We start from the raw sequence: 12824 nt of genomic DNA on the forward strand, positions 1-12824 counted from the left end.
CAGGTTCAAACCAAGTACGGAAATACGGCACAGGCAAGGGAGTATTGATGACAATGGCAGCGATGGAGCACGGATATGAGGGGCAGGGGAATCCGCCGGAGAGCAAGCAGGAGCTTGAACAGATTGAGATTGAGCTGCTTCTGAACGGAGTACACCGTTTGTATGGATATGATTTCAGGAATTATGCCCTGCCTTCCTTGAAGCGGCGCATTTGGCATCATGTCCATGCAGAGAGCTTACCTACCATTTCTGCCCTGCTGGAAAAGGTGCTGCATGACCGTGCATGCTTCGAGCGGTTCGTGTACAGTCTCTCGATCCCTGTGACAGAGATGTTCCGTGATCCCGGACTCTTCCTGACCTTCCGTCAGAAGGTCATTCCGCTCCTGCGGACCTATCCTTATATCCGGATCTGGCATGCCGGCTGCTCCACAGGCGAAGAGGTCTACTCGATGGCAATTATGCTGCATGAGGAAGGACTATATGACAAGGCAAGAATTTATGCCACGGACATGAACGCCCGTTCCTTGCAGCAGGCCAAAGAAGGCGTGTATGAGATCGGCAAGATGAAACAATACACCAAGAACTACCTGGAGGCCGGAGGCACAGGTGTCTTCTCGGAATACTATACAGCGAAATATAACTCAGTGATTCTGCAGCCGTATTTGCGCAAGAACATCATTTTTGCAGAGCATAATCTGGCAACGGACACTTCCTTCAATGAATTCAATGTGATCCTGTGCCGGAACGTAATGATCTACTTCAACGACGAACTCCGCGATCATGTGCATGGCTTGTTCCATGACAGCCTCAGCCGGTTCGGAGTGCTGGTCCTCGGTTCCAAGGAATCCATTCATTTCACTCGTTACAGTGACAGCTATGAGCCTCTGGACCGGGTTGAGAAAATATACCGCAAAAATAAATAGCGGGTAAGGAGGGACCTATGGGGGTTCAGGAACCGATTCATATACTGCTGGTTGACGACCGTCCCGAGAATTTGCTGGCACTCGAAGCCGTCCTTGAGAGTCAGCATTACAAGCTTGTCAAAGCCAATTCTGGAGAAGAAGCACTGCGGTGCTTATTGAAATATGAATTCGCCGTGATTGTTCTGGACGTTCAGATGCCAGGTATGGACGGGATCGAAACCGCCAAATTAATCAAGGCCAGGGAGAAAACCAAGGATATTCCGATCATCTTCATCTCAGCCAACAGCAGGGAGTCGGAGCATCTGTTCGCAGGGTATTCTGCCGGTGCTATTGATTATATGGTCAAACCGTTTATCCCGCAGATTCTGAAGTCGAAGATTGAAGGCTTTGTGAATATGTATCTGACCAGCAAGAAGCAGCAGATTCAAGCGATGCAGCTGCAGCAAAAGACGCTGGAGCTTGAGCGCATGAACGGCGAATTAATCAAAGCCAAGGAAGAAGCAGAGATCGCGGCTAAGGCTAAGACCGAGTTTCTGGCGATGATGAGCCATGAGATCCGCACGCCGATGAATGGCGTAGTGGGCATGATTGATCTTTTGATGGAGACCCAGCTTGCTCCGGAACAGAAGGAATATACTGAGATTATCCGTAAAAGTGCGGACACACTAATTACCGTGATTAACGATATTCTTGACTTCACCAAGATGGAATCGGGCAAGATGGAGATGGAAGAGCAATTATTCGAGCTGAATACCACCATTCAGGAGGTGTTCAGTCTGTTCTCTGCCGAAGCCGGCAAAAAAAATCTGGAGCTGGCCTATTTCATCGACCAGAAGCTCCCGCGGCTGATCTACGGAGATATGGCCCGTCTGCGCCAGGTGCTCATTAACCTTGTATCCAATGCGGTGAAATTTACCAACCAGGGCGGCGTGTATTTGGTTGCCTCCAGCCTGCCTACAGTGGATAATAAACTGGTAGTGGAATTTACGGTTAAAGATACCGGCATCGGAATCTCGCCGGAGAAATGCGACCGGCTGTTCCAGCCATTCTCCCAGCTTGATTCCTCCATGACCCGTAAGTACGGAGGCACAGGTCTCGGCCTCGCCATCTGCAAATCCCTCGTGGGCATGATGGGCGGAGATATCCGTGTTGAGTCGATGGAAGAGAAGGGGGCTACCTTTGTATTCAGTATTCAGGTAGCCGTGCCTGAGCATGAGCTGGAGGGCTGCAGCCGGGAAGAGGAAGGCACAGCGGACCAGGTAGACGAGGCAAACCGGAGCAAAGTGCTGGTCGTGGATGACCATCCGATTAACCAGCGGCTTATGGTTAGCATGCTGGATAAGCTCGGGTACCGCGCTGATGTGGCCGAGGACGGGAACCAGGCTGTAGAGCTGGCCCGGAAATCTGCTTATGATTTTATCTTCATGGACCTGCAGATGCCAGTGATGGATGGACTTGAAGCAACCTCCCTGATTCGTCAGGAAAGCAGCGGTTCTCCCGACAAGACAGTGATCATTGCGATGACTGCGAATGTGATGGAGGGGATTCAAGACCGCTGTACCGCTGCCGGGATGGACGGATACATCAGCAAGCCGCTCAAGCTTAGCAGCATCAAACAAATGATCTCCAGATATTCAGGCAAGGATAACCCCGCAACCCAGCGGAACACCTCGCTTTTCAACGCATAATCCAGGAATTACCGCTGCTGTACAGTCTCATTTGTTGTTTCAACAGTGTGCTATTAGGGTTATTGGTAAAGAAAACATTTAATCAGGAGAGTTGTCTATGAATACACATAAAAGCGAAAAGTTTCATGCAAAAACCGAAACCGTAGGTACAGTATGCACTGTTTATCTGGTGGGTGAGCTTGATTTGTCTGTGGCCCCTGATTTCCGTTTGGTGATGGAGCCGCTAGTGGGAGATACGGGGCTTGACCTCGTGATTAATCTGAAGGATCTGAAGTATATTGACAGCACCGGGATCGGAATTCTGTTGTCAATCCTCAAAGCAAGACACGGAATGGATGTCAAATTTACCGTTGCTGAAGTTCCTCCGCAAATACAGAAGCTGTTTGACATGACCGGCATTTCCAAATTTTTTGCCTCCCAAGAGAATTCCCACTAGGAAAGGATCGAACTAAGAATGAGTGATGACATACAAAGAGTAGTTCTTCAGTTACCCGCCAGTGCAGAATATGTCGATATTGTCCGGCTTAATTTATATGGCATTGCCTCGAAAATGGGTTTCACTTATGAAGACATTGAAGATATGAAGGTAGCAGTCTCGGAAGCCTGTAATAACTCCGTGCTCTATGCCTATGGGCAGGCGGACGGTATGGTTGATGTAATCTTTGAGGTAGGATCAAGTGTCTTATCCATTACTGTCAAAGATGAGGGGGAGAGCTTTGACGGTATGGACGCGTCCGGAGAACGTCTGACGCTGCATGATAAGGATCTGAATGATGTTCAGGTGGGCGGACTGGGATTCTACCTAATGCAGGCGCTGATGGATGACGTTAGCGTCGTTAGCGAAGCAGGGAAAGGGACAGTCGTTACCCTGACTAAACGGCTCAATTACAGCGAGGAGAAAGTATGAATGACAAAGTGACTCCCCCAGAGTCCATGAATGAAGCGGTAAGCCTGATCTGGGAATACCAGCAGACGAAAGACAATGAAATTGCAACAGTGCTCATCCGCAAATATGAACCCATGGTGAAGATGGCTGCCGGCAAAATTGCCCGTAACCGTCCGGATCTCTACGAGGATCTGTACCAGGTGGGGCAAATGGCGCTGATTCGGCTGCTGCAGCAATACGACATCAGCTTGGGGATTCCCTTCGAGCCGTATGCGATGAAGAGTATGATTGGACATATGAAAAACTTTTTGCGTGATAAATCCTGGTACATACAGGTTCCGCGGCGGATTAAGGAAAAAGGCGCGCTTGTTCAGCAGGCCATCGATGAACTGACCATCCGGTTAGAACGTTCTCCGGCGGTTGAAGAGATTGCCCATTATCTGGATCTTACTGTAGAAGAAACTGTAGAAGTACTGGCCGGCAGAGAATGTTATCATTATGTCTCCCTGGATTCACCGCTCTCTCAGGAAGAGAGCGGGGCCACACTGGGCGAATTGATCAGCTCCGATGCGAATGACTACGAGACGGTGGAGAAGCGTATGGATCTCCAGCAGGCGCTTGGACAGCTGAAGGAGCAAGAGCAGCAGGTGCTGTTGCTGGCCTTCCAGGATGGTCAATCCCAGCGGGCTATCGCCCAAAAGCTGGGTGTCTCGCAGATGAGTGTCTCCCGTATCCAAAAGCGGGCCACCGAGAAGCTGAAGCAGATCATGGCTAATTCATCCTATTAAATATCAATGCCATTATAGTTATCAGGGCAGGCTCTATCCCTTACGGGATGGAACCTGCCCTTTTTTAGGTAGATAAGAATTTTATGTTTTGGGGTCCCCGCAAAGTACCTGAGTCATCACCTACGCTAAAGCCCCACTTTGTGGGGCTAAAGAGCAACATCCCTCCTGCAGTCTATTCACGGTAGAGTAGGCTGCAGGAGGGATGCGCGGGAAATGTGTTTAGTTCGCATCGATATACTTTTTGATTTCTCCAAGATATTCCCCGATAACCGGTACATTGAGAAACAAACTGAGGATATAGCCAAGAATACCGAGAATGACAAAGGTACCGAGTGAGAGGCCCAGGCCTCTGGAGATCCCGGCCATCAGATTGGTGATGATCCGCTTCTTAGGGTCTGTATAGTTCTCCAGGATATCCTTGAACTCGGATTTCTCCAGTGAGTCGGCAATCTTGTCGAGCCTCGCATTCAAGCGTTTGACCTCATGCCGCAGCTCGAAGGGATGCTCATCTACGTCATAAGCTTTGGTTCTGTTGTCCGCTTCTCCCATAAGGCGTACCTGCTTTCTGTAGCCTGAACCAGGCTTTATTGGAATATAAGGCATGCATAAATAGAGAGCAGCCAGCTATAGACGATCTGGCCGCTCTCTTGAATGTCTGTTCAGCCAGAGACCCGGCCTTAATAAGAAGATTTGTAAGTATTCTTAACTTCCTCTTTGGCATCCTTCGCTTCGTCTGCGACTTCTTTGGAAGCATCCTTCGCCTTGTCGGCTACCTCGCCGGAGGCATCCTTGACGTTCTCCGAAATATCCTTGGAAGCATCCGTAACTGTTTCGCCAATCTTTTTACCTGTTTCGGCCAGAGTGGCTGCAATCTGCTGCTTGCTGTCACTAACTGTTGTGAAGATATCAGAGGCCTTGGCGGAGACTGTGCCGGCCAGATCGGTAGCCTTTTCGCTAACTGTTGTGGCCAAGGATTTAGTTTTATCCGTTACCGTTCCTGCGACCTCTTTCGTCTTGTCCGTAGCTACAGTCAGCTTGTCGGACAGGTCACTGCGCATCTCACGCCCTGGCTTCGGTGCGAATAACAGGGCCGCTGCTGCTCCGAGCAGACCGCCGATGAAGATCCCTTTAAAGAACGTGCTGCCGCTTTCTACCGGAAATTCCTTCTCTGCTTTATTCATTATCAATCACTCCTTATCAGAATTGTCATTCAAATTCAGGTTAGCCTGAATGTTCTTACTTCGTATATAAACTTTGGGCTATCGGCTGAAACAGCGGAATAGCTTGGCAAAGATTGCCGGAGGATAAGGGAGCATCCCAGCTAAAAACGAGCTTTTATACACCTATTCCGAAGAATTTGCGGCTTTACAAGTTTGATTGATCACGAAGGGAAGGGGGTAAGAAATAGTAAATTATAGCGCCTATATACATCTCATATTGAGGAGCATTCATTCCCCTGCTTAGGATATTGATAAAATAACAACATCTATGGAGGTGCAGCATTATGATTAAAGTAGTCACAGCAGCCGAGCGTCATACTTCGAATAGAGAATGGATACACAGTGAATTCAGCTTCTCCTTTGCCGATTACGATGATCCCAGCAACGCCCACTTCGGTGCCCTGCTGGCGCATAACGACAATGAGTTGAAGCCGGAGCAAGGCATGCATGAGCACCCGCATCATGATCTGGAGATTATCACATATGTGGTATCCGGTGTGCTGAAGCATCAGGATGATCTGGGGAATCATGCAGATCTGCAGGCAGGAAGTGTACAGCTGATGAGCGCAGGAACAGGCATTAATCATTCAGAGACGAATCCCTCGGACCATGTGGATGTCCGGTTCCTGCAGATCTGGCTTTTGCCCGACCGGCCCGGTAAACCGCCGAAATGGGATGCCCGGTTCTTCCCTACGGAGCTCAAGCTTAATCACTTGTTGCCCGTTGCTACAGGAGATGGGACACAGGGTTCGCTGCAGCTGGACAATGACGTTAACATCTATCTGTCCGTGCTGCAGACGAACCGGGAGCTGAGTTATCCTCAGCAGGAAGAGCGGCGCACTCATCTGTATGTCATTTCCGGGAATCTGGAGATCTCATGCGCAGATGGTACATTCCAGCTCCAGCAGGGGGATGCGGCGCGTATCCGCAAGAGCTGCGAGCTTACGCTCAAAGGCATAAGCAGCTCAGGGGATGCAGAATTCATTCTGATTGATCTCCCGTAGCCGCACACAAAAGCCCTTCAGCTTCATTGCCCGTTAGTCGGGACGTTGAAGCTGAAGGGCTTTCTCATGATAGATTTCGGGGTCCCCGCAAAGTACCTGGGTAAACTTCGAAGCCGAAGCCTCACTTTGTGGGGTATTTTGTGTACCTAGCTGTTGTTATTTCTTGCGCAGGCGGCCAAGCTCTGAGACGAGCGCCTCCACCTGGGAGATACTGAGCCGGTCACTGCCCATTGCCACCTCGTAAATATCCTGAATATCCTCATACTGCTCCACCGAAAAGGCAGACGCCTGCATTGCAGCGCTACTTGCCATTTTCAGCTTGTTTTTGATGCCTTCAATCATATATTCAACGTTCTCCTGGCTTGGGTTCGACAAATCCATTGAGTATAACCGTCCTTCCTGTGTAATAGAATTTGAACTGGTATAGTTCAAATATCTTATCATGTTTGGGCAGGGGATGACCATTTTTTTGTCCAGATCCCGCAAACATGTTAAATTAAAGGTAAATATAACAGGCTGCTGAGTGAGGGGGAGTGAGGCATTGGCCATCAGAGAAGAAGAGAGCAGAAAACGGCGTAAAATGAATGCCGGAGAGCTGGCAGCTTTCTTCCGCGGGATCGCAGACATGTATTCCGCTGAGCAGCTGACCTTCCTCTGCATCGGAACAGACCGCTCCACCGGAGATGCATTGGGACCGCTGACGGGAAGCCGCCTGCTGGAGTACGGATTTACGAATGTGACGGGTACGCTTCCGGCGCCCTGTGATGCGGATAATCTCGTTCAGCGGATAACAGAGATTCCGGAAGGGCAGATTATTATCGCTGTTGATGCCTGCCTGGGACCGCCGGCCGCACTCGGCTGTTATTTTGCGGCAGCGCAGCCGCTGCGTCCGGCAGAATCGGTAGGGGGACTCTTGCCTGCTGTAGGGAATTACAGTCTGGCAGCAATCGTTGATGTGAACAGTCCGCGCCCTTACCGGACGATACAGACTACCCCGCTCTACCGGGTAATGAGTATGGCAGATCAGATTGCCAAGGCAGCCGCCCAGGGATTCGGACTTACGGATTGAGAGCGTTTCAAATCACCTTGTTCTAGCTTATTAATATAGACCACTACATAGAAAGAGGGTAAGCAGCCATGGAAAATGTTCGATGCGAGGGAAGTAACATCTGCTACAGTGATCAAGGCAAAGGGGATGTAATCGTGCTGCTGCACGGATTCTGCGGGAGTGCTGAGTACTGGGGAAATGTAATTCCAGACCTGACCGCCCATTACCGGGTCATAGCCCCGGATCTGCGCGGGCACGGGGCTTCGGATGCTCCGCTTGGAGCCTATACCATTGAACAGATGGCCGACGATGTGCTGTCGCTGCTGAATGCCCTGGAGATTCCTGAATGCTATCTGCTCGGACATTCTCTCGGAGGCTATATCACCCTGTCATTTGCCCAGCGCCATGCCTCCCGGTTGAAGGGCTTCGGGCTGATTCATTCCTCCGGCTATCCGGACAGTGAAGAAGCCAAGGAGAACCGGCTCAAGAGCGTCACCATGATCCAGAGCGAAGGCATCTTTGCTTTTGTGGATCAGCTGGTGCCTGGACTGTTTGCTCCTGAAGCGGCCCCACGGCTGCTGGAACGTGCCAAGGAGATTGGCTACAAGACTCCGCCGCAAGGCGCAGTTGGCGCGTCCTTGGCTATGCGTGAGCGTCCCGACCGCCGCGATGTGATCTCGGCAACGGCGCTGCCGGTGCTGCTGGTTGCCGGAGCAGAGGATTCGAAGGTGACGCCGGAGCGGACGTTTACCTCAGACAACCGGAACATCACCAAGGTGACGCTGCCGGGTGTTGGCCATATGGGCATGTTTGAAGCACCGGAGCAGCTGGCGAAGATTATTAAGGATTTCGTGCATGCTCCTGTGCAGCAATAAATTACATCAGGCAATAGGGACAGAAGGCAACACTCCCGCTCTCCGGCGGGGTGCTGCCTTCTTTTTGTTGTGCAAATTTATATATTTTATTGAAACTTACGGATCGCCGGAATGCACAGCACCAGGGCAACACAAGAGAGACCCAGGCCGGAAAAAATAATAATGGTCGGTACGCCTCCGATCCGGTCGGCCAGCCAGCCGACTAAGATATATCCGACCGGCAGCAGGGCGAAGGAACCGAACATATCCAGACTGGCTACCCGTCCGAAGGCTTCCTTCGGAACAAGCTCCTGCAGGCTGATCTCCCAGATCAGCCCGAAGATCATTAATCCGAAGCCTTCTACGGCAAATAAGGTGATGGCTGCTGCCGGGGTGCCTGCGAACGGGAGCAGCAGCAGGGCAGCCCCGCTGATCATGGCGCCGCCGTAAGCCAGGATGCCGCGGTGATTCCATTTTGGCCGCAGGCCGTACAGCAGGCCGGCCGTTATGGCCCCGACACCGGAGAACGTAACGGCCAGGCCGTAGAGATAAGGAGGCCAGCCGTGATGGACCTTGAACAGCCAGGGAAGAAGGACGCTGATTACGCCCGTATAACATATATTGACGAAGCAGAAGGCGAGAATTGTAATCCAGAGCCAGGGCTGGCTGCGAAGAACAAGTATTCCTTCGGCGAAATCCTGCCTCCAGTGCGGAGCTGGAGAGGTCCCGGCAGCAGACTTAGCCGGGATTTCAGTCTCAGCGGCAGCAGACTGCAGCCGGGTCATCATCACTCTGCGCAGATAGATCAGGCAGATGAGGGAGATAAGATAGGTGAAGGCATCAATTCCGAAGCCGAAGCCTGCGGACAGGTGGGTAATCAGCAGTCCCCCTAACGCGGGACCGATCAGCCGCACGGACTGGGTCGTGATCTGAGTTAAAGAATTCGCTGCTACGCGGATATCCGGAGTGAATACGGTAGCGCGGACGGCAGCGTAGGCGGGCTGGAATAAGCCGTCCAGCAGGCCGTAGCAGGCAACAAGTCCATAGAGCAACGGAATGCTCAGTACTCCGGTCAAGGACAGCACAGCCGTCGTAATCATAACGATGAACCGGGCAATATCGGCCAGCATCATAATCCGTACCCGGTCGTAGCGGTCAACAATATGTCCGGATACCGGCAGCATGATTACATTAGGCAGCATATAGGCGGCCATGACCATCCCCATAATGGTGGTGGAGCCGGTCAGGGAATAGACTAGGACAGGCAGGATAACCATGGTTACCGAGCTGCCCAAAAAAGAAACTAAATGTCCCAGCCACAGGTAAGGAAAGGCGCGGGATTGCCGGAAAGGGGCGGCGAAGCCCTCAAGCGGATGATGCTTCGGTTGTCCGGAAGGGCCAGCGGTGCTCATCTATTGCTGTACCTCCTCTTCCGGCTGCGCAGCAGCATCGGCAGACTGCAGACGGCCCAGCATCACTTCCACACCGTATTCGTCACCTTCCGTTACCTTGGACTCCCAGGCAGTAATCAGCTCCAGCAGCTCCTGGTGGAATTCGGCAAGCTCCTGAGGAGAGAGAGTAAGCCTGGTAGTGAAATGCCGGGTCTGGTCTTCTTTGCGGAAGTGAAGGCTGCGAAGCGCCTCCGAGTGGAACATCGTACCTTTGGAACGGTAAAATTTCTGGATGATGCCTCCTGCGGCTTCTGTACGGACAAGCTCCAGCAGACCGCCTTCATAGAGCTTGACGATATGGTAGTGAATATTACCCGGAGTCTTGTTCAGCTTCTCCGCAACCTGCTTGGAGGTAAGCGGCTCTGCCGACAGCGTGTGCATAATCTTAATCCGTAAGGCGCTCTCCAGCAGCTTATCCTGTTCCGGCGTAACGTTCAAAAGCTGGTTGCTTGTCTGCAGATCCGGTTGATCTGAAACGGCTGCAGTGGTCGAGTCTTGCGTTTTGCCGGTTGGCTTGGTCATCAGTAAGCCTCCTATGTGGGTCCGTATTAACATGTATACAGCCTGTATCCAATTTAGGATCTGTTAATTAGTTCGATCTGTAATACAGATCAGGTAACTGGATTATAGTTCATCATTATAGTGGGGTCAAGACTTAACTCCACAGAGTGGCGCCGGAGGGACGAATGGTTTAAGATGAGTCCAACAGCAAGCAGAGGATACAGAAGAGAAGCAGTTGCGTAACGAAAGGAGCTCGGTATGTTCCGGAGAGATTATATTGTACGGATGATTGAGGATATGACGGCGATGGTCGCCAAGGTGCTGACCTTGAAGCAGGATAAAAAAACAACGGAGGCTCTGTGGGAGGTAGATGAGCTGCTGATGCGGCATTTTCGCCTGAATTCGCGTCTGCTCAATTCGTTGTCCGTAGAGGATATTACTGATATGTTTCGTCTTGGAGGGGTGCTTGAGGCCGATAGGCTGCAAGGGGTAGCCCGGCTGCTGAAGGAGGAAGGCGGGATTTACGCGGCCAAAGGAGACCGGGATGCAGCCCTGTTCAGGGCGATGCGTTCCCTGCATTTATTCATCTATGCCGATCTTCATGGCGCGGACCGTGAGCTGCTGAATATGACGGAAGAGATCCATGAGCTGCTTGAGGAAGTGGAGCCGTACCGCCTTCCCGCCAAGACCGAACGTCTCCTGATGGCTTACCACGAATCTCTGGGACATTACGCCAAGGCGGAGAACAGTCTCTACCGGCTCTGGGAGCAGGGGGAGAATGTAGCGGAGGAAGGCAGGGAGCTGTATGAACGGCTGCTGATGTTAAGTCCGGAGCAGTTAGCCCAGGGCAGTCTTCCGCTAGAGGAAGTACAGCAGGGCATGGAACAATGGAGCAAGCTGACAGTTAATGCTATAATGTAACGATATTCAGGAGACTACGTGCTCTATTTTATATATCCGAAAGTGAGATGTACCCATTTGGAAGCTTTGAAGGAATTGATCGAGCAAGTGATAACCGGCCGCACTCTGATTACGGCTACACTAAGCCAACTGCGCAGTAAGGGCGATGCCGCCTACAATAAAGTACAGGTTAAGCCTGTTGAGCTAAAAGGGAAGCTGCATTATCAGTTTGCCTATTATATCGGCCCTAAGGTAGAACACCGCAACATTCCCGCAGAGGATGCTGCTGAAGAGATGCTCTCCTTGCTGAGGGACACCTTCCGCCAAGGCCTGCTGTGTACGGCAGGTGCCGACTATCAGGTGCTGATCAGCAAGAAATACAAGGTATCTATTCTGACCAAATCAGCCAGCAAGCAGGAAGCGCCAGATCTGGCCCATAACCGCCGGAAGCAGTATGTGCTGGATGAGGGGGAGCCGGTGCCGTTCCTGGTCGAGCTTGGTATTATGAACAGCGAAGGCAAGGTGCTGGCCAAGAAATATGATAAGTTCCGCCAGATCAACCGGTTCCTGGAGATGGTTCAGGATGTGCTGGGCGATCTGCCGGCAGGCCGTCCGCTGACGATTGTGGATTTTGGCTGCGGGAAGTCTTATTTGACCTTCGCCCTGTACCATTATCTTGCTGTCCGCGAGCAGCGGGAGCTGAATATTGTCGGCCTTGACCTTAAGGCGGATGTCATTGCGCACTGTGGTGCGCTGGCTGCCAAGCTGGGCTATGACCGGCTGAAGTTCCTGGTGGGGGATATCGCCGACTATAATGAGCTGGATCAGGTGGACATGGTGGTCACGCTGCATGCTTGTGATACCGCCACCGATGCTGCACTGGAGAAGGCGGTGCGCTGGGGCGCATCGGTGATTCTCTCGGTGCCCTGCTGCCAGCATGAGCTGTTCGCGCAGGTGGAGAGCGAGGTGCTGAATCCGCTGCTGTCCCACGGTATCCTGAAGGAGCGGTTCTCAGCGCTGGCCACCGATGCGATCCGGGCGAAGCTGCTGGACCTGATGGGCTACCGCAGCCAGCTGCTGGAATTCATCGACATGGAACATACCCCGAAGAACATCCTGATCCGCGCCGTCCGCAGCGACAGCGGCGACCAGGCCGCCAAATGGCGCGAATACACCGCATTCCGCGATTTCCTCGGCGCCAAGCCTTACCTGGAGCGCGTCTGCTCCGACCTGCTGCCTGCCGGCAGTCCGGAAGCTTAATTTACGTGATGAATAGTTTAGGGTATGACAGAAAGGCCGCTTCCTGATGGGGGCGGCTGTTTTTTTGCGGTTTGAGGCTGTATGGACTGGTTGATCAAGGGGATAGAGCCTATGCAAGTGGAAAACCGAATGCAAATTGGAGCCTATAGGAGCTTTGATAGACAATAGTGTTCCTGAATTGGCGGAGTGCCAATTTGGGTGGAATGAGGAGCAGAAGTGCTCTTCATTTTAGCGTGAGAGCTGCGTTTGGTGGAATGAGGAGCAGGAGTGCTCTTCATTTTAGCGTGTGAGCTACTTTTGG

General features: G+C 51.9%; 15 protein-coding genes. 10 read left to right on the forward strand and 5 right to left on the reverse strand.

Features of this window, described 5'->3' with window-relative positions; translation table 11 throughout:
• Nucleotides 1-53 precede the first annotated feature (53 nt).
• The 5 genes from NST04_RS08485 to NST04_RS08505 all read left to right on the forward strand — a co-directional run bounded on the left by NST04_RS08485 (nucleotide 54) and on the right by NST04_RS08505 (nucleotide 4285).
• Nucleotides 54-923, forward strand: a complete 870-nt coding sequence (locus tag NST04_RS08485) for a CheR family methyltransferase (RefSeq protein ID WP_341183899.1) — start codon at nucleotides 54-56, stop codon at nucleotides 921-923.
• A gap of 17 nt (nucleotides 924-940) precedes the next feature.
• A complete protein-coding gene (locus NST04_RS08490) occupies nucleotides 941-2611 on the forward strand; it encodes a response regulator (RefSeq protein WP_341183900.1) in 1671 nt (556 codons plus the stop codon).
• A gap of 97 nt (nucleotides 2612-2708) precedes the next feature.
• On the forward strand, nucleotides 2709-3047 hold the full coding sequence (locus NST04_RS08495) for an STAS domain-containing protein (protein WP_341183901.1): 339 nt from the start codon (nucleotides 2709-2711) through the stop codon (nucleotides 3045-3047).
• Nucleotides 3048-3065: 18 nt separating this feature from the next.
• Nucleotides 3066-3518, forward strand: coding sequence for an anti-sigma B factor RsbW (gene rsbW / locus NST04_RS08500; protein ID WP_341183902.1), 453 nt, complete (start codon nucleotides 3066-3068; stop codon nucleotides 3516-3518).
• Complete coding sequence (locus NST04_RS08505) at nucleotides 3515-4285, forward strand: sigma-70 family RNA polymerase sigma factor (RefSeq protein ID WP_341016627.1); 771 nt, start codon at nucleotides 3515-3517, stop codon at nucleotides 4283-4285. The genes rsbW and NST04_RS08505 overlap by 4 nt, the downstream gene beginning before the upstream one ends.
• Before the next feature lie 219 nt (nucleotides 4286-4504).
• Here NST04_RS08505 and NST04_RS08510 read toward each other — a convergent pair whose 3' ends face one another.
• Together NST04_RS08510 and NST04_RS08515 are read right to left on the reverse strand one after the other, a co-directional pair.
• On the reverse strand, nucleotides 4505-4834 hold the full coding sequence (locus NST04_RS08510; RefSeq protein ID WP_036694977.1) for a DUF5665 domain-containing protein: 330 nt from the start codon (nucleotides 4832-4834) through the stop codon (nucleotides 4505-4507).
• Between the two features lie 128 nt (nucleotides 4835-4962).
• Nucleotides 4963-5466, reverse strand: coding sequence for a YtxH domain-containing protein (locus NST04_RS08515; RefSeq protein ID WP_036694978.1), 504 nt, complete (start codon nucleotides 5464-5466; stop codon nucleotides 4963-4965).
• Nucleotides 5467-5789: 323 nt separating this feature from the next.
• Between NST04_RS08515 and NST04_RS08520 the strand changes: the two genes are divergently transcribed.
• A complete protein-coding gene (locus tag NST04_RS08520) occupies nucleotides 5790-6509 on the forward strand; it encodes a pirin family protein (RefSeq protein ID WP_341183903.1) in 720 nt (239 codons plus the stop codon).
• 156 nt (nucleotides 6510-6665) lie between these two features.
• Here the strand turns inward: NST04_RS08520 and NST04_RS08525 are convergent, their stop codons facing one another.
• Nucleotides 6666-6890 (reverse strand): DUF1128 family protein, encoded by a 225-nt coding sequence (locus tag NST04_RS08525; RefSeq protein WP_341183904.1) that lies wholly within the window; start codon nucleotides 6888-6890, stop codon nucleotides 6666-6668.
• Between the two features lie 160 nt (nucleotides 6891-7050).
• On the opposite strand from NST04_RS08525, the gene yyaC reads away from it, so the two are divergent.
• Nucleotides 7051-7578, forward strand: coding sequence for a spore protease YyaC (yyaC, locus tag NST04_RS08530; protein WP_341183905.1), 528 nt, complete (start codon nucleotides 7051-7053; stop codon nucleotides 7576-7578).
• A 68-nt stretch (nucleotides 7579-7646) separates the two neighbouring features.
• The gene (locus NST04_RS08535) at nucleotides 7647-8432 is read left to right on the forward strand and encodes an alpha/beta fold hydrolase (protein ID WP_341183906.1); all 786 of its coding nucleotides are present in this window, start codon (nucleotides 7647-7649) and stop codon (nucleotides 8430-8432) included.
• 86 nt (nucleotides 8433-8518) lie between these two features.
• On the opposite strand, the gene NST04_RS08540 is transcribed toward NST04_RS08535, so the two are convergent.
• On the reverse strand, nucleotides 8519-9823 hold the full coding sequence (locus tag NST04_RS08540; RefSeq protein WP_341183907.1) for an MFS transporter: 1305 nt from the start codon (nucleotides 9821-9823) through the stop codon (nucleotides 8519-8521).
• Nucleotides 9824-10384, reverse strand: a complete 561-nt coding sequence (locus NST04_RS08545) for an ArsR/SmtB family transcription factor (protein ID WP_341183908.1) — start codon at nucleotides 10382-10384, stop codon at nucleotides 9824-9826.
• Between the two features lie 237 nt (nucleotides 10385-10621).
• Between NST04_RS08545 and NST04_RS08550 the strand changes: the two genes are divergently transcribed.
• Together NST04_RS08550 and NST04_RS08555 are read left to right on the forward strand one after the other, a co-directional pair.
• Complete coding sequence (locus NST04_RS08550; RefSeq protein ID WP_341183909.1) at nucleotides 10622-11284, forward strand: DUF6483 family protein; 663 nt, start codon at nucleotides 10622-10624, stop codon at nucleotides 11282-11284.
• A gap of 57 nt (nucleotides 11285-11341) precedes the next feature.
• Entirely contained in the window at nucleotides 11342-12523 is a 1182-nt protein-coding gene (locus tag NST04_RS08555) for a class I SAM-dependent methyltransferase (protein WP_341183910.1), read from the forward strand.
• Nucleotides 12524-12824: the final 301 nt, after the last annotated feature.

This window comes from Paenibacillus sp. FSL H7-0756 (assembly GCF_038006765.1).
In the GTDB taxonomy this organism is placed as follows: Bacteria; Bacillota; Bacilli; order Paenibacillales; family Paenibacillaceae; genus Paenibacillus_AQ.

Coding starts and splice junctions, on each gene's coding strand:
- NST04_RS08485 (WP_341183899.1), top strand. CDS start 54: ATGGCAGCGATGGAGCACGGATATGAGGGGCAGGGGAATCCGCCGGAG.
- NST04_RS08490 (WP_341183900.1), top strand. CDS start 941: ATGGGGGTTCAGGAACCGATTCATATACTGCTGGTTGACGACCGTCCC.
- NST04_RS08495 (WP_341183901.1), top strand. CDS start 2,709: ATGAATACACATAAAAGCGAAAAGTTTCATGCAAAAACCGAAACCGTA.
- rsbW (WP_341183902.1), top strand. CDS start 3,066: ATGAGTGATGACATACAAAGAGTAGTTCTTCAGTTACCCGCCAGTGCA.
- NST04_RS08505 (WP_341016627.1), top strand. CDS start 3,515: ATGAATGACAAAGTGACTCCCCCAGAGTCCATGAATGAAGCGGTAAGC.
- NST04_RS08510 (WP_036694977.1), bottom strand. CDS start 4,834: ATGGGAGAAGCGGACAACAGAACCAAAGCTTATGACGTAGATGAGCAT.
- NST04_RS08515 (WP_036694978.1), bottom strand. CDS start 5,466: ATGAATAAAGCAGAGAAGGAATTTCCGGTAGAAAGCGGCAGCACGTTC.
- NST04_RS08520 (WP_341183903.1), top strand. CDS start 5,790: ATGATTAAAGTAGTCACAGCAGCCGAGCGTCATACTTCGAATAGAGAA.
- NST04_RS08525 (WP_341183904.1), bottom strand. CDS start 6,890: ATGGATTTGTCGAACCCAAGCCAGGAGAACGTTGAATATATGATTGAA.
- NST04_RS08535 (WP_341183906.1), top strand. CDS start 7,647: ATGGAAAATGTTCGATGCGAGGGAAGTAACATCTGCTACAGTGATCAA.
- NST04_RS08540 (WP_341183907.1), bottom strand. CDS start 9,823: ATGAGCACCGCTGGCCCTTCCGGACAACCGAAGCATCATCCGCTTGAG.
- NST04_RS08545 (WP_341183908.1), bottom strand. CDS start 10,384: ATGACCAAGCCAACCGGCAAAACGCAAGACTCGACCACTGCAGCCGTT.
- NST04_RS08550 (WP_341183909.1), top strand. CDS start 10,622: ATGTTCCGGAGAGATTATATTGTACGGATGATTGAGGATATGACGGCG.